At 73.8% G+C, this 23,872-nt stretch carries 24 protein-coding genes and 2 riboswitches; of the genes, 16 read left to right on the forward strand and 8 right to left on the reverse strand.

Features of this window, described 5'->3' with window-relative positions:
* Positions 1-10 precede the first annotated feature (10 nt).
* Positions 11-1,666 (forward strand): urocanate hydratase, encoded by a 1,656-nt coding sequence (gene hutU / locus TAE01_RS09565; RefSeq protein WP_147065818.1) that lies wholly within the window; start codon positions 11-13, stop codon positions 1,664-1,666.
* A 37-nt stretch (positions 1,667-1,703) separates the two neighbouring features.
* Here hutU and TAE01_RS09570 read toward each other — a convergent pair whose 3' ends face one another.
* Both TAE01_RS09570 and TAE01_RS09575 read right to left on the reverse strand, forming a co-directional pair.
* Positions 1,704-2,084: a DUF2256 and DUF3253 domain-containing protein gene (locus TAE01_RS09570; RefSeq protein ID WP_147065820.1), complete on the reverse strand. Its 381-nt coding sequence runs from the start codon at positions 2,082-2,084 to the stop codon at positions 1,704-1,706.
* Between the two features lie 34 nt (positions 2,085-2,118).
* Entirely contained in the window at positions 2,119-2,661 is a 543-nt protein-coding gene (locus TAE01_RS09575) for an aminoacyl-tRNA deacylase (protein ID WP_147065821.1), read from the reverse strand.
* A gap of 50 nt (positions 2,662-2,711) precedes the next feature.
* Here TAE01_RS09575 and TAE01_RS09580 point away from each other — a divergent pair, with 50 nt between their 5' ends.
* From TAE01_RS09580 to hutI, 3 genes are read left to right on the forward strand one after another with little or no spacing between them, the layout of a single operon-like run.
* Entirely contained in the window at positions 2,712-3,983 is a 1,272-nt protein-coding gene (locus TAE01_RS09580) for an allantoate amidohydrolase (RefSeq protein ID WP_147065823.1), read from the forward strand.
* Positions 3,980-5,314, forward strand: a complete 1,335-nt coding sequence (locus tag TAE01_RS09585; RefSeq protein ID WP_147065825.1) for a formimidoylglutamate deiminase — start codon at positions 3,980-3,982, stop codon at positions 5,312-5,314. The genes TAE01_RS09580 and TAE01_RS09585 overlap by 4 nt, the downstream gene beginning before the upstream one ends.
* A complete protein-coding gene (hutI, locus tag TAE01_RS09590) occupies positions 5,311-6,507 on the forward strand; it encodes an imidazolonepropionase (protein ID WP_147065827.1) in 1,197 nt (398 codons plus the stop codon). Before TAE01_RS09585 ends, hutI begins: the two co-directional genes overlap by 4 nt.
* Here hutI and TAE01_RS09595 read toward each other — a convergent pair.
* The 3 genes from TAE01_RS09595 to TAE01_RS09605 form a co-directional block, all read right to left on the reverse strand.
* Positions 6,504-6,710 carry a DUF1918 domain-containing protein gene (locus TAE01_RS09595; RefSeq protein ID WP_147065829.1) on the reverse strand — a complete coding sequence of 69 codons (207 nt, stop codon included), beginning with the start codon at positions 6,708-6,710 and terminating at the stop codon, positions 6,504-6,506. The two genes, hutI and TAE01_RS09595, sit on opposite strands and share 4 nt — an antisense overlap.
* 92 nt (positions 6,711-6,802) lie before the next feature.
* Positions 6,803-8,200 carry an MBL fold metallo-hydrolase RNA specificity domain-containing protein gene (locus TAE01_RS09600; protein ID WP_246111244.1) on the reverse strand — a complete coding sequence of 466 codons (1,398 nt, stop codon included), beginning with the start codon at positions 8,198-8,200 and terminating at the stop codon, positions 6,803-6,805.
* Between the two features lie 154 nt (positions 8,201-8,354).
* Positions 8,355-8,873 carry a DUF1918 domain-containing protein gene (locus TAE01_RS09605; protein ID WP_147065833.1) on the reverse strand — a complete coding sequence of 173 codons (519 nt, stop codon included), beginning with the start codon at positions 8,871-8,873 and terminating at the stop codon, positions 8,355-8,357.
* A gap of 178 nt (positions 8,874-9,051) precedes the next feature.
* On the opposite strand from TAE01_RS09605, the gene TAE01_RS09610 reads away from it, so the two are divergent.
* On the forward strand, positions 9,052-10,062 hold the full coding sequence (locus TAE01_RS09610) for a zinc-dependent alcohol dehydrogenase family protein (RefSeq protein WP_147065835.1): 1,011 nt from the start codon (positions 9,052-9,054) through the stop codon (positions 10,060-10,062).
* A 17-nt stretch (positions 10,063-10,079) separates the two neighbouring features.
* On the opposite strand, the gene ppdK is transcribed toward TAE01_RS09610, so the two are convergent.
* Together ppdK and TAE01_RS09620 are read right to left on the reverse strand one after the other, a co-directional pair.
* Positions 10,080-12,803 (reverse strand): pyruvate, phosphate dikinase, encoded by a 2,724-nt coding sequence (gene ppdK, locus TAE01_RS09615; protein WP_147065837.1) that lies wholly within the window; start codon positions 12,801-12,803, stop codon positions 10,080-10,082.
* Positions 12,804-13,031: 228 nt separating this feature from the next.
* Positions 13,032-13,496 (reverse strand): DUF4235 domain-containing protein, encoded by a 465-nt coding sequence (locus tag TAE01_RS09620; protein ID WP_147065839.1) that lies wholly within the window; start codon positions 13,494-13,496, stop codon positions 13,032-13,034.
* Between the two features lie 74 nt (positions 13,497-13,570).
* Positions 13,571-13,687, forward strand: a riboswitch (TPP riboswitch).
* A 97-nt stretch (positions 13,688-13,784) separates the two neighbouring features.
* Between TAE01_RS09620 and TAE01_RS09625 the strand changes: the two genes are divergently transcribed.
* The 7 genes from TAE01_RS09625 to TAE01_RS09655 all read left to right on the forward strand — a co-directional run bounded on the left by TAE01_RS09625 (position 13,785) and on the right by TAE01_RS09655 (position 21,427).
* Positions 13,785-14,399, forward strand: a complete 615-nt coding sequence (locus TAE01_RS09625) for an ECF transporter S component (protein ID WP_147065841.1) — start codon at positions 13,785-13,787, stop codon at positions 14,397-14,399.
* A 19-nt stretch (positions 14,400-14,418) separates the two neighbouring features.
* Positions 14,419-16,755, forward strand: a complete 2,337-nt coding sequence (locus TAE01_RS09630; RefSeq protein WP_147065843.1) for an ATP-binding cassette domain-containing protein — start codon at positions 14,419-14,421, stop codon at positions 16,753-16,755.
* Positions 16,756-16,810: 55 nt separating this feature from the next.
* Positions 16,811-17,344 carry a hypothetical protein gene (locus TAE01_RS09635; RefSeq protein ID WP_147065845.1) on the forward strand — a complete coding sequence of 178 codons (534 nt, stop codon included), beginning with the start codon at positions 16,811-16,813 and terminating at the stop codon, positions 17,342-17,344.
* Positions 17,345-17,346: 2 nt separating this feature from the next.
* Entirely contained in the window at positions 17,347-17,943 is a 597-nt protein-coding gene (locus TAE01_RS09640; RefSeq protein ID WP_147065847.1) for a histidine phosphatase family protein, read from the forward strand.
* Positions 17,936-19,570: a polyprenol phosphomannose-dependent alpha 1,6 mannosyltransferase MptB gene (gene mptB / locus TAE01_RS09645; protein WP_186815131.1), complete on the forward strand. Its 1,635-nt coding sequence runs from the start codon at positions 17,936-17,938 to the stop codon at positions 19,568-19,570. The genes TAE01_RS09640 and mptB overlap by 8 nt, the downstream gene beginning before the upstream one ends.
* 45 nt (positions 19,571-19,615) lie before the next feature.
* A complete protein-coding gene (locus TAE01_RS09650; RefSeq protein ID WP_147065849.1) occupies positions 19,616-20,128 on the forward strand; it encodes a hypothetical protein in 513 nt (170 codons plus the stop codon).
* A gap of 84 nt (positions 20,129-20,212) precedes the next feature.
* Entirely contained in the window at positions 20,213-21,427 is a 1,215-nt protein-coding gene (locus TAE01_RS09655) for a pyridoxal phosphate-dependent aminotransferase (RefSeq protein ID WP_147065851.1), read from the forward strand.
* 15 nt (positions 21,428-21,442) lie between these two features.
* Here the strand turns inward: TAE01_RS09655 and TAE01_RS09660 are convergent, their stop codons facing one another.
* Positions 21,443-21,727 (reverse strand): hypothetical protein, encoded by a 285-nt coding sequence (locus TAE01_RS09660; RefSeq protein ID WP_147065853.1) that lies wholly within the window; start codon positions 21,725-21,727, stop codon positions 21,443-21,445.
* Between the two features lie 15 nt (positions 21,728-21,742).
* Here TAE01_RS09660 and TAE01_RS09665 point away from each other — a divergent pair, with 15 nt between their 5' ends.
* The 4 genes from TAE01_RS09665 to TAE01_RS09680 all read left to right on the forward strand — a co-directional run bounded on the left by TAE01_RS09665 (position 21,743) and on the right by TAE01_RS09680 (position 23,841).
* The gene (locus TAE01_RS09665) at positions 21,743-22,180 is read left to right on the forward strand and encodes a DUF732 domain-containing protein (protein WP_147065855.1); all 438 of its coding nucleotides are present in this window, start codon (positions 21,743-21,745) and stop codon (positions 22,178-22,180) included.
* 71 nt (positions 22,181-22,251) lie between these two features.
* A riboswitch (Fluoride riboswitch) is annotated at positions 22,252-22,328 on the forward strand.
* A 66-nt stretch (positions 22,329-22,394) separates the two neighbouring features.
* Positions 22,395-22,937, forward strand: a complete 543-nt coding sequence (locus TAE01_RS09670) for a putative universal stress family protein (RefSeq protein ID WP_186815132.1) — start codon at positions 22,395-22,397, stop codon at positions 22,935-22,937.
* A complete protein-coding gene (locus TAE01_RS09675; protein WP_246111245.1) occupies positions 22,928-23,464 on the forward strand; it encodes a CrcB family protein in 537 nt (178 codons plus the stop codon). The genes TAE01_RS09670 and TAE01_RS09675 overlap by 10 nt, the downstream gene beginning before the upstream one ends.
* Positions 23,461-23,841, forward strand: coding sequence for a fluoride efflux transporter FluC (locus TAE01_RS09680; protein ID WP_147065857.1), 381 nt, complete (start codon positions 23,461-23,463; stop codon positions 23,839-23,841). The genes TAE01_RS09675 and TAE01_RS09680 overlap by 4 nt, the downstream gene beginning before the upstream one ends.
* Positions 23,842-23,872 lie beyond the last annotated feature (31 nt).

The following is a 23,872-nucleotide window of genomic DNA, read 5'->3' on the forward strand; positions in this document are numbered from 1 at the left end:
GGAGAGTGACATGGAAGGTGCACGACCCGTCCGCGCGGCGCGCGGCACGCAGCTGACCGCGCAGTCGTGGGCCACCGAGGCCCCCCTGCGGATGCTCATGAACAACCTCGACCCCGAGGTGGCCGAGCGCCCCGACGACCTCGTCGTCTACGGCGGCACGGGCCGGGCGGCGCGCGACTGGAAGTCGTTCGACGCGATGGTGCGCACGCTGACGACGCTCAAGCAGGACGAGACGATGCTCGTCCAGAGCGGGCGCCCCGTCGGCGTCATGCAGACGCACGAGTGGGCCCCGCGCGTGCTCATCGCCAACTCCAACCTCGTCGGCGACTGGGCCACGTGGCCCGAGTTCCGCCGCCTCGAGCACCTCGGCCTGACGATGTACGGCCAGATGACGGCCGGGTCGTGGATCTACATCGGCACCCAGGGCATCGTCCAGGGCACGTACGAGACCTTCGCCGCCGTCGCGGAGAAGCGGTTCGGCGGGACGCTCGCGGGCACCCTGACGCTCACCGGTGGCTGCGGCGGCATGGGCGGCGCACAGCCGCTCGCCGTCACGATGAACGACGGTGCGTGCCTCATCGTCGACGTCGACCCCGCCCGCCTGCACCGGCGGGTCGAGCACCGCTACCTCGACGAGGTAGCGAAGGACCTCGACGACGCCATCGACAAGGCGCTGGCCGCCAAGCGCGAGCGGCGCGGCTGGTCCGTCGGCGTCGTCGGGAACGCGGCCGAGATCTTCCCCGAGCTGCTGCGACGCGGCGTGGAGATCGACATCGTCACCGACCAGACGTCGGCGCACGACCCGCTCAGCTACCTCCCCGAGGGCGTGGACCTCGCCGACTGGGCGGAGTACGCCGAGAAGAAGCCCGAGGACTTCACCGACCGCGCCCGCGCCTCGATGGCCAAGCACGTCAAGGCGATGGTCGAGTTCCAGGACGCCGGAGCCGAGGTCTTCGACTACGGCAACTCGATCCGCGACGAGGCCCGCCAGGGCGGCTACGACCGCGCCTTCGAGTTCCCCGGCTTCGTGCCGGCCTACATCCGGCCGCTCTTCTGCGAGGGCAAGGGGCCGTTCCGCTGGGCCGCGCTCTCGGGCGACCCGAAGGACATCGCCGCGACCGACAAGGCCGTGCTTGAGCTCTTCCCCGACAACGACCGGCTGCACAAGTGGATCCGCGGCGCCCAGGACCGGATCGCCTTCCAGGGCCTGCCGGCCCGCATCTGCTGGCTCGGCTACGGCGAGCGCGACAAGGCCGGCCTGAAGTTCAACGAGATGGTGCGCACGGGCGAGATCTCCGCGCCGATCGTCATCGGCCGCGACCACCTCGACTCGGGCTCGGTGGCCTCTCCCTACCGCGAGACCGAGTCGATGGCCGACGGCTCCGACGCCATCGCCGACTGGCCGCTGCTCAACGCGCTCGTCAACACGAGCTCGGGCGCCAGCTGGGTCTCGATCCACCACGGCGGCGGCGTCGGCATCGGACGCAGCCTGCACGCCGGCCAGGTGAGCCTCGCCGACGGCACCGACCTCGCCGCGCAGAAGCTCGCGCGCGTCCTGACCAACGACCCCGGCATGGGCGTCATCCGGCACGTCGACGCCGGCTACGACATCGCCGACCGCGTCGCGCACGAGCGTGGCGTCCGCGTCCCGATGCAGGAGGGCTGAGAGGGCGTATGCCGTCCAGCGGGTTCGGGCGGAGGGCTCAGCGGCGGGGGCGACGCACCGTGATCGGGCCCTTGGCGTGGTCGGGGTCGATGACCCGACCGCCCTGGATGATCTGGGCGCGCCCGGCGGCGACGAGCCGTCGGGCCGCGTTCCGGGCCGGCTCGACGAGCGTCTCCCAGTCGGCGCCGCCGACGCTCCGGGCCGCGTCGGAGGGGTCGACCGTCGCCGAGGCGGCATGTGCCCGGACGAGCTTGGTCAAGGCGTCCTCGAGCTCGATGTCGACGGGAGTCAGACCGTGCTTGCGGCAGTTGTCGGAGCACCAGCGCACGCTCGCCCAGTCGCGCTCCCAGGCCTTGCGCCACGTGATCGTGCGACCGCATCGAGCGCACGGTTTGGTGGGTAGCGGGGTGCGTGACATGTGCACAGTCTGCGCCCTCGACGGGGTGAGGGCGTCAACGGTCCTTGCGGACCTCCTCGTCGGAGATGTCCGCGACCGTCGCGTCGAAGAGGCGGATGACGTCGTCGCCGTTGACGGTGAGCCCGATCCCGTGGCCGCCACCTCCGAGCGAGATGCGCCTCCCGACGAGGTGGGTGTCGGCGATGACCGGCAGGCGCGTGGCCGAGCCGAAGGGCGTGATGGTGCCGCGCTCATAGCCCGTGACGGCCTTGGCGGCCTCGGCGTCGGGCATCGAGATGCGGTTCGTGCCCAGCAGGGCACGCACCTTGGCCCACGAGAAGGTGCGGTCGCCGGGCACGAGGACGAAGACGTGGTCGTCCTCCGCCCGTCGCACGACGAGGGTCTTGATGAGGTCGCGCGGCTCGATGCCCCGCGCGGCGGCCGCCTCCTCGAGGCTCGAGACGCGACCGTGCCGGGTCACCGTGTGCTCGATGCCGGCCGCGACCACGGCATCGACCGCGGGCGTGCGCGGCGCCCCCTCCGCGCTCAGGTCAGTACGCTCGGCGGTGTCATCACGGTCAGCGGCCTCGGGGGACATGTGCGACAGCCTAGTTTCGAGCCCGGTCCGGCAGGTCGGCGATGCCGGCGATGCAAGGAGATGACGACGTGACGACGAGCTTCGACCGCCTGTGGGCCGACCTCGAGCCGGTCGGCCGGCACGCGGCGACGGGCGGCTACCGCCGCTTCGCCTGGACGCGGACCGACCACGACCTGCGGGAGTGGTTCGCGGCCGAGTGCGCGGCCCGCGGCCTCGACCTCGTCGAGGACCGCGCCGGCAACCAGTGGGGCTGGTGGGGCGATCCCGACCGCACACCCGGGGTCGTCATCGGCTCGCACCTCGACTCCGTCCCGGACGGCGGCGCCTTCGACGGCCCGCTCGGGGTCGTCAGCGCCCTCGCCACCGTCGATGCGCTGCGCGAGGCGGGCCTCGAGCCCGACGTGCCCATCGGGGTCGTCAACTTCGTCGACGAGGAGGGTGCCCGCTTCGGCATCGCCTGCGCCGGCTCCCGCATCATCACCGGAGCGCTCGACGCCGACCGGGCCCGCGCCCTCACCGACGCGGACGGCGTCTCGATGGCCGAGGCCTGGCGCAGCGCGGGCCGCGACCCCGACACGCTCGGCCGGGACGACGAGACTGTGCGCCGCATCGGCCGTTTCGTCGAGCTGCACGTCGAGCAGGGCAAGGCGCTCGCGCTCGCCCCCGACGGCGGCGACGACCTCACCGACCCCGCCCGTGCGGTCGCCATCGGCACCGACATCTGGCCGCACGGCCGCTGGCGCATCGACATCCCCGGCGAGGCCAACCACGCCGGAACGACGCGCCTCGAGGACCGCAAGGACGCCATGCTCGGACTCGCCGAGGTCGTCCAGGCGGCCAGGTCGTATGCCGTGCGGCTCGGCTGCGTGGCCACCGTGGGCAAGGTCGACGTCGTCCCGGGTGGCGTCAACGCCATCCCGAGCCACGTCACGGCCTGGCTCGACGCGCGGGGCCGGAGCGAGCACGTCGTCCACGCCGTCGTCGACGCCGTCTCGGCCGAGGCGCAGCGCCTCGGGGCGAGCACGACCGAGGAGTCGTGGACCCCGACGACGACCTTCGACACGCGACTCGTGGAGCGGCTGCACGGCATACTCCCCGACGCGCCGCTGCTCGGCACGGGAGCGGGGCACGACGCCGGCATCCTCGCCACGCACGGCGTGGCGACGGCCATGCTCTTCGTGCGCAACCCCACAGGTGTTTCACATTCGCCCAGCGAGTCCGCGACCACCGAGGACTGCCACCATGGGGTCACGGCCCTCACCGCCGTGGTGACCGAGCTGTGCACAGGGAAGGACCCCGAGTCGATGAGCGTGGCCCGATGACTGCTTTCTGGTGCGAGAGTGCTTGGCTGACAGGCGGACTGGCCCACCGGGTGCGTCTCGTGACGCAGGACGGCCTGCTCAAGGACGTCCTCGTCGACGCCGACCCGCAGCCCGACGACGTCCGGCTCGCGGGGGTCACGCTGCCCGGCATGGCCAACGCACACAGCCACGCCTTCCACCGGGCGCTCCGTGGGCGCGTCAACGGCGGGGGCGGCAACTTCTGGAGCTGGCGCGAGCAGATGTACGCCGCCGCGGAGCAGCTCAACCCCGACACGTACTTCATGCTCGCGCGGGCCGTCTTCGCCGAGATGGTGCAGGCCGGCATCACGGTCGTCGGGGAGTTCCACTACGTCCACCACCGGCCGGGAGGGCACCCCTACCGCGACCCCAACGCCATGGGTCTCGCCGTGCGCCAGGCGGCCGACGAGGCCGGCATCCGGCTCACGCTGCTCGACACGTGCTACCTCGAGGGCGGCCTCAACGGTGGCGGGCACGTCGAGCTGCACCCCGGGCAGCTCCGGTTCAGCGACGGCACCGTCGAGGCGTGGGCGGAGCGCATGTCGGCCCGACGCCCCGAGACCGACCGCGTGCGGCTGGGAGCGGCGATCCACTCGGTGCGCGCGGTCCGGCGCGAGGACCTGCCCCGGGTCGTCGAGGCGGCGGGCGACCTGCCGCTCCACGTGCACCTGTCGGAGCAGCACGGCGAGAACCTCGCGTGCCAGATGTTCTACGGCGCCAGCCCGACCCAACTGCTCGACGAGGCCGGTGCCCTGGGAGCCCACGCGACCGCGGTGCACGCCACGCACCTCGAGGACCACGACATCGAGCTGCTCGGCGGCACCGGCACCGGCGCGTGCTTCTGCCCGACGACCGAGCGCGACCTCGCCGACGGCATCGGGCCGGCCCGGGCGCTGCACGACGCCGGCAGCCCGCTCTCGCTCGGCTCCGACCAGCACGTCGTCATCGACCCGTTCGAGGAGCTGCGCGGGCTCGAGATGCACGAGCGGCTCGTCACCAACGAGCGCGACCGCTTCTCGGCCAACGACCTGCTCCTCGCGGCCTCGTTCAACGGCTACCGGTCCCTCGGCTGGTCCGACGGCGGCCACCTGAGCAAGGGTGCGCTCGCCGACTTCGTCACCGTGCGCACCGACACGGTCAACACCGCCGGCGCCGCACACGACCAGATCATCTACGCGTGCGTCGCCTCCGACGTCTCGACGGTCGTCGTCGGCGGTGACGTCGTCGTCAGCGACGGCCACCACCGGATGGGTGACGTCGGCCGGATGCTCGTCGGCGCCATCGACCGGGTGGCCGGGGGCGTCCCGGCGTGAGCCTGCTCCTCACGGGCATCGCCGAGCTGACGACGAACGACCCGTCTCGCGGCGACGGCCTCGGCGACCCCGGCGACGCACTCCTCGGCATCGTCCGCGACGCGGCCCTCGTCGTCTCCGCGGACGGCGTCGTCGAGTGGGTCGGGCCGGCCCGCGAGGCCCCCGACGCCGACAGCCGCCGCGACCTCGGCGGCCGGGCCGTCATCCCCGGGTTCGTCGACTCGCACAGCCACCTCGTCTTCGCGGGCGACCGCTCGGCCGAGTTCGCCGCGCGCATGACCGGCACGCCCTACGACGGCGGTGGCATCGCGGTGTCGGTCGCCGCGACCCGCGCCGCGAGCGACGACGAGCTGCGCGCCCTCGTGGCCGCCCGCGTCGCCGAGATGCGGTCGCAGGGCACGACGACCGTGGAGATCAAGAGCGGCTACGGCCTCACCCTCGAGGACGAGCTGCGCAGCCTCCGCATCGCCCGGGACTTCACGCCGCACACGACGTTCCTCGGCGCCCACGTCGTGCCGCGCGAGTACGCGTCGGACCGCGCGGCCTACGTCGACCTCGTGACCGGTCCCATGCTCGACGCGGTCGTCGCCGACGGCCCGACCTCGCTGGCCGAGAGCATCGACGTCTTCTGCGAGCCGCACTCGGCCCACGCGTTCGACGGGGACGAGGCGCGCGCCGTCCTCGAGGCCGGCCGGGCCGCGGGCCTGGCGATCCGCGTCCACGGCAACCAGCTCGGCCACGGGCCGGGCGTCCGACTGGCCTGCGAGCTCGGCGCCCGCAGCGTCGACCACTGCACCTTCCTCGCCGACGCCGACGTCGAGGCGCTCGTCGCCGCGCGCGGGACCACCGTGGCGACGCTCCTGCCCGGCGTCGAGTTCTCGACGCGGTCGCCCTACCCGGACGCGCGGGCGCTCATCGATGCCGGCGTCGACGTGGCGCTCGCGAGCGACTGCAACCCGGGCACGTGCTACTCGTCGTCGATCCCGTTCGCGATCGCGCTCGCCGTGCGCGAGATGGGGATGACACCCGCCGAGGCGCTGCACGCCGCGACCGCGGTCTCGGCCCGCTCGCTCGGCCTCGACCGGCGGATCGCGCCGGGGCAGGCGGCCGAGCTGGCCGTCCTCGACGCGCCGAGCCACCTGCACCTCGCCTACCGGGCCGGGGTGCCGATCGTCCGCGCGCTCGACCTCTAGCCGGCCGGCGACTCGTCGGGGTGCACGCAGCGCAGCACCGAGCCGGGTCCCGGATGGATGATCCCGGTGTGCCCGTCGGACCACTCCACGACGTAGGGCGGGGCGCCGCCCTCGCCCTTCACCTCCCGGATGGTCCCTTCGCGCGTGCCCTGACCGACGTGCTCCGCGGCCATCGTGATGCGGTCACCGACCCGTGCCTCCATGGCACACCTCCTCGCGCTGGGGATCCCCTCCTAGCAGACCACCTCCGGGGCCGCGCCGGAAGGCCTTGACCGGCTGAGTGACCCGCGATACCTCAGTCGAGCAGGACCCTCTCGCCGTAGCGCGGCACCGAGACGGCACAGTCGAACCGATCGCGTATGCCGTGTGCCAGCGCCTGCGCGGCCGCGGGCTCTCCGTGGACGACGTGCACGGTCTCCGGGGGCTGCGGCAGCTCGCCGATCCAGGTGAGCAGCTCGTCGGCGTCGGCGTGCACCGAGAAGTCGTCGAGCGTGACGACCTCGGCGCGCACCGGGACGTAGCGGCCGGCCATCTTCAGCTCGCGGGCGCCCTCCTGCAGGTCCCGGCCCCGCGTGCCGATCGCCTGGTAGCCGGTGAGCAGCACGGTGTTGCGTGCCTGGGGCAGCAGGTGCCGCAGGTGGTGCACGACCCGACCGCCGGTGGCCATCCCCGACGCCGACACGATGATGCAGGGGGTGCCGGGGTTGTTGAGGCGCATCGACTCCTCGGCGCTGTGCGCCGTCCGCAGCCCCGAGAGCCGCTGCAACCGGGCCAGTGCCTCGGGCCGGACCTCGGCCGCGTGCGCCGGGTCGCGGTAGATCTCGAGCGCCGCGAGGGCCATCGGGCTGTCGACCCAGACCGGGACGTCGGGGATCGCGCCGGACTCGGCGAGGTCGGCGATGGCGAGCAGGACGATCTCCGTGCGGTCGACGGCGAAGGCCGGCACGACGACGCTGCCACCGCGGCGGATCGTGCGCCGGATGGCCTCGGCCATGACGCGGTGCTCGGGGTCGACCTCGGGGTGGGCCCGGTCGCCGTACGTCGCCTCGACGACGACGGTGCGGGCGGCCGGAGGTCGGGCCCGGGGGAGCAGGACCGGGTGGTCGGGGCGCCCGAGGTCGCCGGAGAAGAGCACGCTCGACCCGCCGAGCTCCACGAGCACGCTCGAGGAGCCGAGGATGTGGCCGGCCGGCACGAACGTCAGCGTCGCTCCCTCGCCGTAGGACTCGGAGTCGCCGACCTGCACGACTCGGCCGGCGCCGGCGGCAGCCACCGGACGCAGAGCGGCCACGGCCGCGTCCGCGTCGGCCACGGTGTAGAGCGGCAGCGGCGGGTCGTGCTTGGACCAGCCACCCCGACGGGCTCCTTCGGCCTCCTCCTCCTGCAGGTGCGCGCTGTCGCGCAGGATGACCGCCGCGAGGGCGGCGGTCCCGGCCGTCGTGTGGACCGGCCCGGCGAAGCCGCCCCTGACGAGGGCGGGCAGGTAGCCGCAGTGGTCGAGGTGGGCGTGGGTCAGGGCGACGGCGTCGATCGACGACGGGTCGACCGGTGGGGCCTCCCAGTTCAGTGCCCTCCACCGGCGCTCGCCCTGGTAGAGGCCGCAGTCGACCATGAGCCTCGTGCCGGTGCCCTCCAGCAGGAACTTGCTGCCGGTGACGGTCCCGGCCGCCCCGAGGAACGTCAGCGCCGGCATCGGTCCGGCTCTCCCAGCTCTTGCGTGACTGCCCATGGCGCACTCCTCGGATCCACCTCCATCGTCCTCCCACGCGGCCGGCGGCGGACCGGTGTCGACGGGTGATCCTCGAGACAGAGCGGGGCCCTGGGACTGCGCCGCGGGCCACCTCGGCTCACGTCGCCCGGACTCGAGCCTGCTCACCGGTGCGCTGCTCGATGTCGCGCTCCGCCTCCTCGATCAGCCGGTCGGCCAGGTGGCGCAGGGCACGGGCGACGGCGATCTCGTCGCCGATCTGCCGGGAGGCGGGGTCGTCGGTCGACCGGTGGCTCGCGCCCCTGGCGCTGAGGCGGTCGGGCGGGTCGGCGACGAGGACGACGGTCGCCCTGGTGTCGTCGCCGGACTCGAGCAGCGAGACGCGGACCTGCCACTCGCGCAGGTGCTGCGTCGTCTCGTGCCCGGCGCGCGTCGTCGCCGCCGGTGCCGAGCTCGTCGCGGGCTCGGCGTCCGGCGTGCCGACGCGGAGCACGGCCCCCGGGCCGGGGTAGATGAGGCCCGTGTGGCCGTCGGCCCACCGCACGACGAAGGGCGGCCCACCGTCGGTCCCGCGGACCTCGAGCACCTCCCCGTCCCGGGTGGGCTCGTCGACGTGCTCGGCCGCCAGCACGATGCGGTCTCCGACGTGTGCTCTCACGATGGCCTCCTCGATCGGTCTCCGATCAGGACAGCACCGGGACAGCGGGCGTGCTCAGGGGCGAAGGGCTCCCGGCCGAGGGACCTTGGGCCCTAGCCTGGTGTCGCGGTGCGGAGTGGGATCGGAGACAGGTCGCGCCCCGCGTGACCGACGACGCGAGGGAGGCGCCATCAGCACCATGGAGGCGTGGGTCGTCGAGGAGCCCGGCCCGCTCCGGCGGCACCCGCTCGTCCGGGTCGAGCTGCCCATCCCGCAGCCCGGGCCCGGCGAGGTGCTGGTCCGGGTGCGCGCCTGTGGGGTGTGCCGCACCGACCTGCACGTCGTGACGGGCGACCTGCCGCAGCACCGGCACCGGGTCGTGCCGGGGCACGAGGTGGTGGGCGAGGTCGCGCTCGTCGGGCCGGACGCCCACCGTTTCGTGCCGGGCGACCGGGTGGGGGTCGCGTGGCTGCGCACCACGTGCGGCGCGTGCCGGTGGTGTCGCGCCGGGCGCGAGAACCTCTGCGCGGCCTCGCGCTACACCGGCTGGGACGCCGACGGTGGCTACGCCGGGTGGACCGTCGTTCCCGAGGCCTACGCCTACCGGGTGCCTCGGTCGTTCTCTGACGTCGAGGCGGCGCCCTTGCTGTGCGCGGGCATCATCGGCTACCGCTCGCTGCGCCGCGCGGAGCTGCCGCCCGGGGGACGGCTCGGCATCTACGGGTTCGGTGCGAGCGCCCACCTCACGGCGCAGGTCGCCGTCGCCCAGGGCGCCGAGGTCCACGTGCTGACCCGGGGCGCCGGCGCGCAGCAGCTCGCCCTGGAGCTCGGGGCGGCCTCGGTGGGAGGCGCCGACGACGCGCCACCGGTGCCGCTCGACGCCGCGATCCTCTTCGCGCCGGTGGGCGAGCTGGTCCCGGTCGCGCTGGAGGCCCTCGGGCCGGGCGGCACCCTGGCGCTGGCCGGCATCCACCTGAGCGACATCCCCGTGCTCGACTACCAGCGGCACCTCTTCCGCGAACGCTCGGTGCGCAGCGTCACGAGCAACACGCGGCAGGACGGTGAGGAGTTCCTCCTGCTGGCCGAGCGGCTCGGGCTCCGGGTCGCCACGACGCCGGTGCCGCTGGGCGAGGCCGACGTCGCGCTCGCCGACCTCGAGGCCGGGCGCCTCCACGGCGCCGCCGTCCTCGTGCCGGACCACTCGGGCTGAGTCGGTGTCAGCGCGTGTCAGCGCGTGTCAGCGCGTGTCCGCGGTCCGCCGGCGAGCAGCACGGCCTGGCGCCCGGCCTCGAGCCGCACGACCGGGATGCGCGGGGGCGAGCAGGAGAGGTAGTCGAGCCCGGTGCGGGCGAAGAACCCGATCGAGGCGGGGTCGCCCGCGTGCTCGCCGCACGCCCCGAGTCCCAGTCCCGGGCGGGCCCGGCGCCCGTCGCGCGCCGCCATCGCGACGAGGGCACCGACCCCCGCCTCGTCGAGCGTCCGGAACGGGTCGGTGGCCACGATGCCGGCCTCGCGGTACACCGCGAGGAAGTTGGCCTCGGCGTCGTCGCGGGACATGCCCCAGCTCGTCTGGGTGAGGTCGTTCGTGCCGAACGAGAAGAAGTCCGCGTGCTCTGCCAGGGCGGAGGCGGTCAGGGCGGCTCGGGGCAGCTCGACCATGACACCGATGGGCAGACGCAGCGAGGTGTGGTGGGCCTCCGCGACGTCGGCGACGATGGCCTCCATCCGCCCGCGGGCCGCCGTCAGCTCGGCGACGTCGGCAACGAGGGGCACCATGAGCTCGGGTCGCACGTCGTGGCCCGCAACCCGCAGCGCGACGGTGGCCTCGGCGAGCGCCCGCACCTGCGCGTCGACGATCTGCGGCAGCACGGTGAGCAGGCGCACGCCACGCAGGCCGAGCATCGGGTTCGACTCGTGCCAGCGCCGGGTCGCGGAGAGGCGGCGTTCGAGCGTCGCGTCGAGCGTGCCGCGCTCGGCCGCGACGGCGGCGGCGACCGACAGCTCGACGAGGTCGGGCAGGAACTCGTGCAGGGGCGGGTCGAGCAGCCGCACCACGACCGGCAGCCCCTCCATCACCTCGAGCAGGCTCGTGAACTCCGTCAGGGCGAGGGCCTCGATCTCGGCCAGGGCCCCGGCCCTGTCGTCGTCGGTGACGATTCGCTCGACGAGGACCCGCCGCTCGCCGAGGAGCATGTGCTCCGTGCGGCACAGCCCGATCCCCTCGGCGCCGAAACGCCGTGCGGCCCGAGCTTCCTCGGGAGTCTCAGCGTTGGCCATGACTCCGAGGTGACGTCGCAGGTCCGCGTGAGCCAGCAGGGTCAGCACCGCTCGGACGGTCCGGTCGGCAACGGCGCCCGGCGACGCTCCCTCACTCACGGCGGCCGACACGGCACTCGGCTCGACCTCGCGCTGACCGGCATACAGCTCGCCCGTCGTGCCGTCGACCGAGACGACGGTGCCCTCGGGCAGCGTCACCCCGCCCGGGAGGGTCGCGACCCGGGCGGCGGGGTCGACGACGAGCCCCTCCACGCCGGTGACGCACGTGAGCCCGAGGCCGCGGGCCACGACGGCCGCGTGCGACGTGAGGCCGCCCCGGGAGGTGATGACCGCTCGGGCGGCGAGCAGGCCGCCGAAGTCGTCGGGACTCGTCTCCGGGCGCGCCAACACGACCTCCCGCCCGAGCGCCGTCCACGCCATCGCCGTCGCCGCGTCGAAGACGAGCCGGCCGTGGGCCGCTCCCGGGCTCGCCGCGAGGCCGTGGGCCAGCGGGACGAGACCGTCCGACGTGGCGAAGGTCGGGTGGAGCAACGTCTGCAGCTGCGTCCCGTCGACGCGGGTCAGGGCCTCGTCGAGGTCGATGACGCCCTCGTCGACGAGCTCGACGGCGATCCGGAAGGCCGCGGCCGGGCTGCGCTTGCCGAGCCGGGTCTGCAGGATCCACAGCCGTCCCCGCTCGACGGTGAACTCGACGTCGCAGAGGTCGCGGTAGTGCTCCTCCAGGGTGCGCAGGTGCGTGCTCAGCTCGGCGTGCAGCGCGGGCTCGCGGCGCGCGAGCTCGGACAGGTCCATCGGGCTGCGGCTGCCGCTGACGACGTCCTCGCCCTGGGCGTCGGGCAGGTAGTCCCCGAACACGCCGGGCGCGCCGCTCACGGGGTCGCGGGTGAAGCAGACACCGCTACCCGAGCGCTCGCCGCGGTTGCCGAACACCATCTGCACGACGTTGACGGCAGTCCCCAGGTCGTCGGCGATGCCCTCGTGCGCGCGGTAGAGCCGGGCCCGCTCGCCGTTCCACGACGCGAAGACCGCGATGACAGCGCGGTGCAGCTGCTCACCCGGGTCCTGAGGCAGGTCCTCGCCGGTGCGCTCCACGACGAGCCGACGGAACCCGGCCGTCAGCCGTTCGAGGGTCGCGGCGTCGAGGTCGGCGTCGGTGGCCGCACCCGTCTCGTGGCGCAGGAGCGTCAGCTGGTCGTCGAAGAGGGCACCCGCGACGCCCAGGACCGTACGGCCGTACATCTGCACGAGCCGGCGGTAGCTGTCCCAGGCGAACCGGGCCTCCCCGCGCTCGACGAGGGCGGCCGCGACGGCGTCGTTCATCCCGACGTCGAGGACGGTCTCCATCATCCCCGGCATCGAGAAGCGGGCGCCCGAGCGCACCGAGACGAGCAGGGGCGCCGCCGGGTCGCCGAAGCGCAGCCCCGAGCGCCGCTCGAGGTCGACCATCGCGGCCTCGATCTGCCCCCACAACCCGTCGGGCTCGCCGTCGCCCGAGAGCCACGCCCGGCAGGCCTCCGTCGTCACGACGAAACCCGGCGGGACGGGCAGGCCGAGCCGTGACATCTCCGCGAGCCCGGCTCCCTTGCCCCCCAGCAGGCCTGCCATCGTGCGGTCGCCCTCGTGGAGCTCCAGCACGAACGGTGCTCGTGCCGTGCGCTCCGGTGTCGTCGTCATGGCCCCTCCCGTGGTCGAGTGCCCAGCTGCTCAAGCTGTCGAGGGCACGGGGGTCGTGCTCACGGCGCCTGCCCCCTCACTGGCATCGTCCGTCCGGTGACCGGGCAGCCGGCAGGGGCTTTGGTCCCTCCGGGGACGCACACACCCGCGACGAAGCCCCGAGGGCCTCGACGCGGGTGCGAGGACTGCGTGCGGTGCCGCCCGACGGGCGGACGTCAGCGGCCGGGGCTACCGGCGGCCGGTGGCCTTGTCGATGGCCTTCTGGGTCGCGCGCTCGGCCTTGGCCTTGCCCTTGGCCAGCTTGCGCGAGGCCTTCTTGTCGGTCGGCGAGACCTTCTCGTCCTCAAGGGCCTTGGGCAGGTGCCCGGTCGAGCGGCGGTAGTACGACGCCGCACCCCGCTCGGCGGCGACGCGAGCTGCTGCCACGGCCATCGAGGACAGGGCGGTGAAGAGGACGACGTCGCGGGTGCGCTCACGCTCGAAGTCGCCCTTGACCGGCACGTTGCGGCCGGTCGCGAGCTTCCAGCCCTTCTGCGCCGCGTCGGTCGCGATCTTCGTCGCGACGATCGTCGACCCGATGCTGAGGATCTTCCAGACCGGGCCGCTGACGGGGGTGTGCTGCGGCGTCTGCGCCTTGGCCTTCGCCTTCTCGGCGGCTCGCGAGGCGGCCTTCTTCGTGTCCTTGGAACCCATGACGTGACTGTACCCACGAGGCCCGGACGCCGGACGAGTAGAGTCACCCCCGACAACTGAAGAGCACCACCCACCCATCACGACAGGGGAGCGCGTCACGCGCTGAGAGTGCGGCAGCCCGAAGGGCCGGGCCGCAGACCCTCGAACCTGCTCCGGTTAGCACCGGCGAAGGAAGTCGGTATTTCTCAGGCCACTGCACGGCATACGTCATCGACGTGTCCGTTCGGCTGGCTTCCCCCGGAATCCATTTGTAGACAGACGTATCCACTGGAATTCGGGAGACACACCATGTCCAAGACCATCACCGCCAGCGGGCCACTGACCCGCTGGCGCACCATCGACCTGCTCACCTGCGCCTTCCTCGGGGTCGCCTTCGGCGTCGCCTACTGGGCCTGGGGGCTCGTCTACTCCGTGCCGTCGAACGCCGTCTCGGCGGTCTTCCCGCCCCTCGGCGCCCTCTTCAACTGGCCCTGGCTCGTCGCCGGCGTCGTCGGCATGCTCATCATCCGTCGGCCCGGGGCAGCGGTCTTCACCGAGCTGCTCGCAGCCGTCGTGTCCGCGCTCATCGGCACCCAGTGGGGCCTGACCACGCTCGTCTCCGGACTCGTCCAGGGGCTCGGGGTCGAGATCGGCTTCGCCGTGTTCGGGTATGCCGTGTACCGCTGGGCTCCGCTGCTGCTCGGAGGTTTCCTCGGCGGCGCCTTCGAGGCGGTCTACGAGTGGTACTCGTACTGGACCGACTGGGGCTGGGACTACAAGATCGCCTACCTCTTCCTCCTCGGTGCCTCGGTGGCCGTCTTCGGCTCGCTCGTCGCCGTCGGCCTGACCCGCCTGCTCGCCGCCGCGGGGGCGCTCAACCCGTTCCCGCCCGGCCAGGAGGTCCGCGAGCAGCGGGCCGTCTGACCTGCGTGCCGGACGAGCCGTGACAGCACGAGCAGGGGACGTGGCCCTCGGGGCCGCTCGCTCGACGGGCGGCGTCGAGGTGCGTGTCCGGGACCTGACGTGGCGCCCGTTCGGTCGCTCGCGTCCGGTCCTCGACGGGCTGGACCTGACCCTCGGTCCCGGTGAGCGCGTGCTGCTCGCCGGGCCGAGCGGGTCGGGCAAGTCGACCCTGCTGCGTGCGGTCGCCGGCCTGCTGCTGACGGCCGACTCCGGTGACCTGTCAGGCGCGGTGACGGTGGGCGGCCATGCACCGCAAGACGTTCCGGGCTCGGTGGGACTCGTCCTGCAGGACCCCGGTGCCGGCGTCGTCGCATCGAGCATCGGCCGGGACGTGGCGTTCGGGCTCGAGAACGTCTCGATGCCGCCCGGTGAGATGCCGCCGCGCGTCGAGGCCGCGCTGCGCGAGGTGGGGCTGACCATGTCGGCCGACAGCTCGCCGGCGACCCTGAGCGGAGGGGAGTCCCAGCGCCTCGCGCTGGCCGGCGCCCTCGCGATGGAGCCGTCGGTGCTGCTCCTCGACGAGCCGACGGCGATGCTCGACGCCGCCACGGCCGGTGACGTGCGGGCCGTCGTCTCGGACGTCGTCGCCCGGCGGGGACTCACCCTCGTCGTCGTCGAGCACCGTCTCGAGGGTTGGCTCGACCACGTCGACCGGCTCGTCGTGCTCGACGCGGCGGGCTCGGTCGTCGCCGACGGAGAGCCGCGGCGGGTCCTCCGGGAGCACGGTCGGTCCCTGGCGGACCAGGGCATCTGGGTGCCCGGCGTCCCCGACCCGGACCCCCTCCCGCTCGTCCTCGACCGCGCCCCGGAGGGTGCGGCCGGCCGGGTGCCGGCGGGAGGGGTCGTCGCGGCGGCATCCGGCGTGCGGGTCGAGCACGTCAGCCGGCGGCTCGGCGGGAGCTCGCGCACCACCGTGGCCGTCGACGGCGCGGACCTCGAGGCACGGGCCGGCCGGACCGTCGCCCTCGTCGGACCCAGCGGCGCCGGCAAGTCCTCGCTCATGGGCGCGCTCGGCGGACTCGTCCAGCCGTCGCGCGGCACCGTCGACGTCGCGCCCCCGCTCACGCCGGCCGAGTCCGGAGCCACCTCCGATGCCGCTGCTCGCACACGCCTGGCGCCGCCCCACGCGTGGTCCTCGAGCGACCTCGCCCGCGTCGTCGCCTGGGTGCCCCAGCGCGCCGCGACCGCCCTCCTCGGTCGCACCGTGCGCGAGGACGTCCTGACGACGCCCCTCGCGCTGGGCCAGGACCCCGAGGTGTCAGGAGTGCGGGCCGACGCGCTCCTCGGCTCGCTCGGGCTCGCCCACCTCGCCGACGCCGACCCACGTCAGCTTTCGGGCGGGGAGCAACGGCGGCTCGCGATGGCCTCTGCCGTCGCCCACGGTCCGGCCCTCGTGCTCGCCGACGAACCCACCGTCGGGCAGGACCGGCTCACGTGGGCGGCCGTCTCCGGTGTGCTCGCGGCCGCTCGGGCGGAAGGGGCCGCCGTCGTCGTCACGACCCACGACCCCGGTGTCGTCGACGACGCCGACCACGTCGTGCGGCTCGACGCGCCACCCCAGCCCGCACCCGACCCGGAGCCGGAGCGCCGACCCCTGGTCGCCCGTGCCGGCCCGCTCTCACTGCTCGCGGCAGCCTTGTGCGTGCTGCCCCTCCCGGCCCTGCTCGACACGTGGCGCCAGGGCCTCGCCGTGCTCATCGTCGAGGTCCTGCTCGGCCTCGTGGGTCTCCTCGCGCCGGGGCCGGGTCGGGCTCCGCACGCTCGCCTGCGGGGCGTCCTCGCACGACTCGCCCCGGCCGCCGTCGCCGTCGTCGGTGTCGCGTGGTCCGCCTGGCTGCTCGGCGGCCGTGACGTCGAGGTCGCCGCGGGGGCGGCACTGCGCGTGCTCTGCCTGCTCGTGCCGTCGGCCGTCGTCGTGGGCTTCATCGACCCCGAGGGACTCGGCGACCACCTCGCCCAGCGGCTCCGGCTGCCGGCTCGACCGGTCGTCGCCGCGACGGCCGCCCTCCAGCGGCTCCAGTCGTTCGACGCCCTCTGGGGCGAGCTCATGACGACCCGCCGCGTCCGTGGCGTCCGCGCCGACCGTGGGCCGGTCGCCCGCGGGCGCGAGGCCGTCGTCGTGACGGGCGGCCTGCTCGTCGGGGCCCTCGGACAGGCGTCGGCGCTCGCGCTGGCGATGGACGCCCGCGGGTTCGCAGAGGCCCGGCGTCGCACGTGGGCAGGTCCCGCGCCGTGGCGACGGCCCGACACCCTGGCACTCGGCGCGGGGATTCTCGTCATCGCGGCCGCCGCCACGGCCCGGCTGCTGCTGCCCTGACCGCCCCTCGGGGCACAATGGGCGGCGCACACCTCCTGACAGGAAGGGGCCGCACGTGCCCATGCCCCGCCGACCCCGCCCGGCCACCAGCGGACGCCGCGGTGCACCACGGGCGTATGCCGTGCCGGCCGTCGCGCTCGGCCTGTCCGCCTCGCTCGTGCTCGCCCTCGCGGCCTGCGGGCAACCCGCCCCGTCCCCGGACTCGGTGCCCCCCACGGTCAGCGTGGCGGTGCAGCCGACGATCACGCCCGACACCCCGAGCGACGACGTGCCCGACGCGGGCAGCACGACGGCGGCGAGCGGCGCGGGCCTCTTCGACGCGGCGTCGAGCCTGACGAGTGCCAACTGTGCGGCGAGCGGGAACTCGTGGAGCTTCACCGGGACGCTGACCAACTCCGACTCCCAGGAGCACACGTTCACCGTGGCCGTCTTCATCGTCAAGTCCTCCGACGGCTCCAACGTGGCCGGCAAGGAGGTCGACGTGACGCTCGCCGCCGGCGCGGCGACGCCCGTGTCGATCAAGAACTTCCACAGCGGACCCACCGCAGGTGTCGAGTGCCTGAGTGGCGTCACGGTCAAGGACTCCTGACGGTGCGGCTCTTCCTCGTACGGCACGGGCAGACCCACGCCAACGTCGCCCGTCAGCTCGACACCGCCGTCCCCGGGCTCGACCTCACGGACGAGGGCCGGGCGCAGGCCCGCGCGCTCGCCGACCGGCTCGGCGACGAGGACCTCGGCGCGATCTACACCTCCGACCTCGTGCGCACCCAGCAGACGGCGGCGCCGCTCGCGCAGCTGCTGGGCCTCGAGATGGTCGTGCTGCCGGGCCTGCGCGAGATCCAGGCCGGCGACTACGAGATGTCGACCGACTGGCAGCCCTACATCGACGCGGTGGTCCGCTGGCGCGAGGACCCCGCGCACACCATCCCGGGCGGTGACAGCGGCGCCGCCTTCATGGCGCGCTACGACGAGGCCATCGCCCGCATCGCGTCCGACGGTCACGCATCGGCGGTGGCCGTGAGCCACGGGGCCGCGATGCGGGTGTGGTGCTCCGCGTCCCTCGGCCTGGACGCCGACTTCTTCGACGGCCGCCGCCTCGACAACGCCCACGTCGTCACGATGGAGGGCGACCCCGAGTCCGGGTGGCGCCTGGTCGCATGGGGTGACGAACCGGTCACGCATGGCTGACGCCCCACCCGTTCCCGCGCCGTCCCCGCGGCCCTCGGTGCCCCGGGTGGCGCGGGTGGCCCGGGCGCGCTGGGCGGGGTGCGCCGCGGGGGTGCTCCTCGCCGCTGCCTCCTGGGGCTCGGGGGCCCTGCCCCGGCTCAACGTCGGGGTGCTCTGGCCGGGCATCGCGCCCTGGTCGGCCAAGGGCGGCTCGCCCCTGCTCGCGACGGTGTCGGTGCTCGCGATGGCACTGCTCGTCACAGCGTGGTGGCGGCTGCGCGACGCGGACGTCTCGGTCCGGTGGTGGTGGGGCACCGTCGCCCTGTGGTTCGCGCCGCTCGTCGTGGCCATGCCGCTCTACAGCCGTGACCTCTACTCGTACGCCGCCCAGGGGCTGCTCTGGGACCAGGGGCTGAGCCCCTACGACCACGTCGTCCGCGAGCTGGTCTCGCCGTGGCGCGGGTCGACGGCTCCCACCTGGCTCGACAGCACGACTCCCTACGGTCCGGTCTGGCTGCTGCTCGCCCGTGCCGTCGCCTCGGTCTCCGGTGAGCTGTGGGTGGCCCTGCTCCTGCTCCGGCTGCTCGCCGTCGCCGGTGTCGTCGTCATGGCCTGGGCGGTGCCCGACGTAGCCCGCCGGCTCGGGTGGTCGCCGGTCCGCGCGACGTGGCTCGGCGTCGCCGTGCCACTCGTCGGAGCACACTTCGTCGGCGGAGCCCACAACGACGCCCTCATGGTCGGCGCGGTCCTCGCCGGCCTCTCGCTCGCTCTGCGCCGACGGTTCGTCCTCGCGTGCGTCCTCATCGCGCTCGGTGCGATGGTCAAGGTCACCGCCGTCATCGCGCTGCCCTTCGTCGCGATCCTCTGGGCCCGCCACGTCGCCACCGCGCGGACGTCGGGGACGGACGACACGGCATACGCCCGCTGGGGTGACGTCCTGCGTGCGGGGGCGCTCACGGTGGGCAGTGCCGGCGTCCCCATGGCCCTCGGTGGACTCGTCACGGGGCTCGGTTTCTCGTGGCTCAACCCCACCGGGACGCCGGGCAAGAACGAGCAGTGGACGTCGCTGCCCACCGCGATCGGCATCGCCGTCGGCGCGGTCGGGCACGTGCTCGGCCACGACGAGTGGCGCGAGACCGGCATCGCGACCGCGCGAGCCGTCGCGCTCGTCGTCCTCGCCCTGCTCCTCGTGCTCGTGTGGCTCGCGGCCCTCAAGCCCGCCGACCCGGGGCCCGACATGGGGTCCGACCCGGGGGGAGCGGCGGCCGAGGCGCGGCTGAGGCCCGTGCGCGGCATCGCGTGGGCCATGCTCGCGGTCGTCGTGCTCGCCCCGGTCTTCCTCGGTTGGTACTACCTCTGGCTGCTGCCGTTCTTCGCGGTGTCGCTCGGCGCGCGGTGGCAGGCGCGGCTCGAGCAGCCCCTCGCCGTCGTCGCGACCGTCGTCTGCTTCGCGACGTTGCCCGAGGGCTACAGCCTCGGTCTGACGACGACCGTCGTCGGGGTGCCGTTCGCCCTCGTCGTGCTCGTCCTGCTGCTGCGTCGTGGGCTGCGCACCGCCCGCCTCGTCGACTGGCGGCACCTGCTCGACCTCGACCGGCCGCTGGTGCGGCGGAGCGACCACCCTCGGTCACGGATCAGCGACAGTTGACCGAGCCGTCCGGCCGGGCGCGGGCCGGTGTCCCACACTGTCCCGGTGAGTGACTCCGGCTTCGTCGACGAGGCCTCGTCCGAGGGCGATCGACCCTCGCGTCCGCGTCGGGCCCTGCGGCGACCCGCGCCCACGGTCGTCGGCTTCACGGCCGTCGTCGTCGGGCTGCTCGCCTTCGGTGGCTGGGCCTGGTCGAGCCGGGTCCACGCGGCCGACGTCGGAGCGTACGAGGCGCTGGCGCGCGAGATCGAGGAGCTCGACCACACGATGACCCCGCTCGGGCACAGCGAGGTCCCGCCCTGCCGTGAGGCCACCGACGGCAGCCTCACCCGCAGCTACCCGCCGTCGACGGGCCCGCAGGCAGCCGAGCTCGTCGGCCTCCTCGAGAGGTCGGGGTGGGTGCGGCAGGACTCCGACCTGCCCGTCTACGCCCACCTGACGCGCACCACCGACGGCCACGAGCTGGTCATCGACGTGCTCGCGCCGAGCGACACCTCGCTCGTCGGGTCGCTGGCGGCCCGCAGCCCCGCCAGCGGCTTCGGCTGCCTCCTGCACTGACCACGCCGTCACGTGAGCCACGACATGGGCCACATCGTGGGAATGGCGCGGCTCCCGGCAGAACCGGGTGGGACGCTGGACCACATGCGCGCGGTGACCCAGAGCAAGAAGCTGCAGAACGTCTGTTACGAGATCCGTGGTCCCGTGCTGGCCGAGGCCAAGCGGCTCGAGGACGAGGGGCACCGCATCCTCAAGCTCAACATCGGCAACCCGGCGCCGTTCGGCTTCGAGGCGCCCGAGGACATCCTCGTCGACGTCATCCAGGAGCTGCCGACGGCTCAGGGCTACAGCGACAGCAAGGGCATCCTGTCGGCGCGGCGCGCCGTCAAGCAGCACTACGAGGTGCGCGACTTCCCGCCCGTCGGCGTCGAGGACATCTACCTCGGCAACGGCGTCAGCGAGCTCATCGTCATGGCCATGCAGGGCCTGCTCGACAACGGCGACGAGGTGCTCATCCCGGCCCCCGACTACCCGCTGTGGACCGCGGCCGCGAGCCTCGCGGGTGGCAGCGCCGTGCACTACGTCTGCGACGAGCAGGCCGGCTGGGCGCCGGACCTCGACGACATCCGCAGCAAGATCACCGACCGCACGCGCGCCATCGTCGTCATCAACCCCAACAACCCCACCGGCGCCGTCTACCCGCGCGAGGTGCTCGAGGCCATCGCCCAGGTCGCCCGCGAGCACGAGCTGATCATCATGGCCGACGAGATCTACGACAAGATCCTCTACGACGGCGCCACGCACACCTCGATCGCCTCGCTCGCCCCCGACCTGCTGTGCCTCACCTTCAACGGGCTGTCCAAGGCCTACCGGGTGGCCGGCTTCCGGTCCGGCTGGCTCGTCATCACCGGGCCCAAGGAGCACGCGCGCAACTACCTCGAGGGCCTCGACATCCTCGCCAACATGCGGCTGTGCGCCAACGTGCCCGCGCAGCACGCGATCCAGGTGGCGCTCGGCGGCTACCAGTCCATCAACGAGCTGATCCTCCCCGGTGGCCGTCTGCTCGAGCAGCGCAACGTCGCCTGGGAGATGCTGAACCAGATCCCCGGGGTCTCGGTGACCAAGCCCGAGGGGGCGCTCTACCTCTTCCCGCGGCTCGACCCCAAGGTCCACGACATCCGTGACGACGAGCGGTTCGCCCTCGACCTGCTGCGCGACCAGAAGATGCTCATCGTGCACGGCACCGGTTTCAACTGGGCGACGCCCGACCACTTCCGGCTCGTCTTCCTGCCGCGGGTCGAGGACCTCGAGGACGCCGTCGGCCGGCTCGAGAAGTTCCTCTCGACGTACTCCCAGTAGTCGCCGCGCGTGCGCTCAGCGCGAGGTGGCCCACCACTTGAGCAGCAGGCCGAGCACGATCCCCCAGACGACCGTGAGCAGCAGGCTGATGCCGACGGCGAGCAGCGCCGGCCGGCGTCCGCCCGGCTCGCGGCGCGCGAGGCTGAGCCCCGCGAGGGCGAGGCCGAGCAGCTGGGGCAGGAAGAGGACGAAACCGAAGACGACCGCCGACAGCGACGCGACCACGGCACCCCGCGCGAGTGGAGCCTCGGCGGCCAGCCGGGCGGACGCGGCGTCGCGGGGACGATCGGGAACGCTCACGCGTTCAGGGTAACGATGAACGAGAGCACGTATGCCGTCCGCCGGGCAGCCCGTCGTCCGCTCGCCGTCGGCGTGGGCATGGCCGGACTTGCCGCCCTGCTGTCGCTGGGCGCGTGCAGCTCGTCCGACCCGACCCTCTCCGACCTGCCGGCCGACGTGGCCAGCGCCCGACCGACCATCTCGGCCGAGGAGGCGAGCTTCGTCCTCGCCGCCGAGAAGCTCGGCGCCAGCATCACCGGCAACACCGTCGACGACGACATCCAGACCGGCACGACGACGTGCTGGGCGCTGAAGAACGGCGGCGTCGACCTCGCGCAGATCGCCGTCGACGACAGCGGCAAGCCGCTGCCCGACACCGGCGACGCCCTCCGGACCAAGCAGCTCATGGCCGCCGGGGTGCAGACGTTCTGCCCGGACTACGACAACCAGGTCTCCCAGCTCGGGCTGCACTGACGCCGGCTCGACGTGCACGACGCGGCTCGCCCGCATCGTCGCGTCGTCGCGCAGGGTGGCAGTCGGTAGTCTGGGCCGCGGGCGATGGATCCCGCCCGGACGTCCCCGACGTCCGAACCGCCGGCCGGCTGATGGTTCCTGGTCATCGGCGGTCCCCGCGGGCCGCCGCGATGGGCAGGCGTGCCGGCCCGTCGACGAGTTCCAGGAGTCACCGATGGGTGAGAAGGCCCCGCCCCAGCCGCACCCGTCCCGCATCACCGACTTCGCGGGCCACCCGCTCGTGGTCGCCGTGCTCCCGGAGCAGCCGGCCGTCGTCGCGCTGACCGCGGCGAACCTGGCCCGGGCCACCGGCGCGTCGGCGCTCTACTTCGCCTACGTCGACCCCTCGCGCTACGCGGACGAGGAGCATGCCGACGGCACCGTCCGCCACGTCTCCATCGACCCGGACATCGCCGACGACACCTGGCCGCGACGGGAGGAGGAGCTGACCCGCCTCGTGGCCGGCTGGATGGAGGGCCAGGACGTCCCGTGGCACTTCCGCTACCTCGCCGGTCGCGTCGACCGTGCCCTGACCCACCTGGCCCGGGCCGTCGACGCAGCCGGGTTCGTCGTCGGCAGCCACGTGGGTCGTCACCGTCGCCTCAGGGACCTCGTCGACGCCTCGACGGGCCTGCACCTCTCGCACCACCAGCACCGGCCGGTGCTCGTCGTGCCGGTCGAGGTCGTCGACTGGGAGGACCAGGTCCCGTGGGAGTGACCGACGACCCCGAGCTCGACCCCGAGCTCGACCCTGAGCTCGCCCCCCGGCTCGAGTCCGACTCTGCCGCAACGCCGCCCGCGCGACGGGTCGGGGGCGTCCTGCGGCGCTCGCCGCTGCTCGCGGTCGTCATCTTCGTCGGGGGTGCCTGCGGCACGCTCGTGCGGGCGGCGCTCGAGACCGCCGCGCCGGCCGCGCCGGCCGGGGTGCCGTGGACGACCCTGGTCATCAACGTCGTCGGCTCGCTGCTGCTGGGGCTGCTCCTCGAGTCGCTGACCCGCACCGGACCGGACGAGGGCTGGCGGCGCACGGCCCGCCTCGGGCTCGGCACCGGCGTGCTCGGCGGCTTCACCACCTACAGCACCTTCGCCGTCGAGACCGTGGGGCGCCTCACCCCGCAGACCATGGCCGTGGGCCTGTCGTACGCCGTCGGCAGCGTCGTGCTCGGGGTCGCCGCAGCCGCGGTCGGCTACCGTCTCGCGCGCCGCGTGCTCGGCCGTGCGCCCGTGAGTGGGCAGGCTGGATGACCACCGTCCTCATCGCCCTCGCGGGCGGCGCCGGGGCTCTCACGCGCTTCGTCACCGACGGCGCCATCGCGCGCCGCAACCGCCTGCGTATGCCGGTCGGCACCGTCGTCATCAACGTGACCGGCTCGTTGCTGCTCGGTCTGCTCACCGGACTCTTCGCGCTGTCCGGAGGCGACTCGTCCGGGGCCGCGCTCAAGGCCGTCATCGGCACCGGCTTCTGCGGGGGCTTCACGACCTTCAGCACGGCGTCGGTCGAGTCCATGCGGCTCTGGGCCGCCGAGGGGCGTACCGCCGGGATCGGGTACGCCGCCGCCACCCTCGTCCTGAGCGTCGCAGCAGCAGCAGCCGGCCTGGGGATCGGCCACCTGCTGGCCTGAGAGGGACGACGAGACGGAGGTCACACGACGC

The sequence above is a fragment of the Terrabacter aerolatus genome (assembly GCF_007991735.1).
In the GTDB taxonomy this organism is placed as follows: Bacteria; Actinomycetota; Actinomycetes; order Actinomycetales; family Dermatophilaceae; genus Terrabacter; species Terrabacter aerolatus.

Coding starts and splice junctions, on each gene's coding strand:
- TAE01_RS09680 (WP_147065857.1), top strand. CDS start 23,461: ATGACCACCGTCCTCATCGCCCTCGCGGGCGGCGCCGGGGCTCTCACG.
- TAE01_RS09585 (WP_147065825.1), top strand. CDS start 3,980: ATGACTGCTTTCTGGTGCGAGAGTGCTTGGCTGACAGGCGGACTGGCC.
- TAE01_RS09670 (WP_186815132.1), top strand. CDS start 22,395: ATGGGTGAGAAGGCCCCGCCCCAGCCGCACCCGTCCCGCATCACCGAC.
- TAE01_RS09610 (WP_147065835.1), top strand. CDS start 9,052: ATGGAGGCGTGGGTCGTCGAGGAGCCCGGCCCGCTCCGGCGGCACCCG.
- mptB (WP_186815131.1), top strand. CDS start 17,936: ATGGCTGACGCCCCACCCGTTCCCGCGCCGTCCCCGCGGCCCTCGGTG.
- TAE01_RS09625 (WP_147065841.1), top strand. CDS start 13,785: ATGTCCAAGACCATCACCGCCAGCGGGCCACTGACCCGCTGGCGCACC.
- TAE01_RS09575 (WP_147065821.1), bottom strand. CDS start 2,661: ATGTCCCCCGAGGCCGCTGACCGTGATGACACCGCCGAGCGTACTGAC.
- TAE01_RS09620 (WP_147065839.1), bottom strand. CDS start 13,496: ATGGGTTCCAAGGACACGAAGAAGGCCGCCTCGCGAGCCGCCGAGAAG.
- TAE01_RS09665 (WP_147065855.1), top strand. CDS start 21,743: ATGAACGAGAGCACGTATGCCGTCCGCCGGGCAGCCCGTCGTCCGCTC.
- ppdK (WP_147065837.1), bottom strand. CDS start 12,803: ATGACGACGACACCGGAGCGCACGGCACGAGCACCGTTCGTGCTGGAG.
- TAE01_RS09600 (WP_246111244.1), bottom strand. CDS start 8,200: ATGCCGGCGCTGACGTTCCTCGGGGCGGCCGGGACCGTCACCGGCAGC.
- TAE01_RS09570 (WP_147065820.1), bottom strand. CDS start 2,084: ATGTCACGCACCCCGCTACCCACCAAACCGTGCGCTCGATGCGGTCGC.
- hutU (WP_147065818.1), top strand. CDS start 11: ATGGAAGGTGCACGACCCGTCCGCGCGGCGCGCGGCACGCAGCTGACC.
- TAE01_RS09595 (WP_147065829.1), bottom strand. CDS start 6,710: ATGGAGGCACGGGTCGGTGACCGCATCACGATGGCCGCGGAGCACGTC.
- TAE01_RS09655 (WP_147065851.1), top strand. CDS start 20,213: ATGCGCGCGGTGACCCAGAGCAAGAAGCTGCAGAACGTCTGTTACGAG.
- TAE01_RS09580 (WP_147065823.1), top strand. CDS start 2,712: ATGCAAGGAGATGACGACGTGACGACGAGCTTCGACCGCCTGTGGGCC.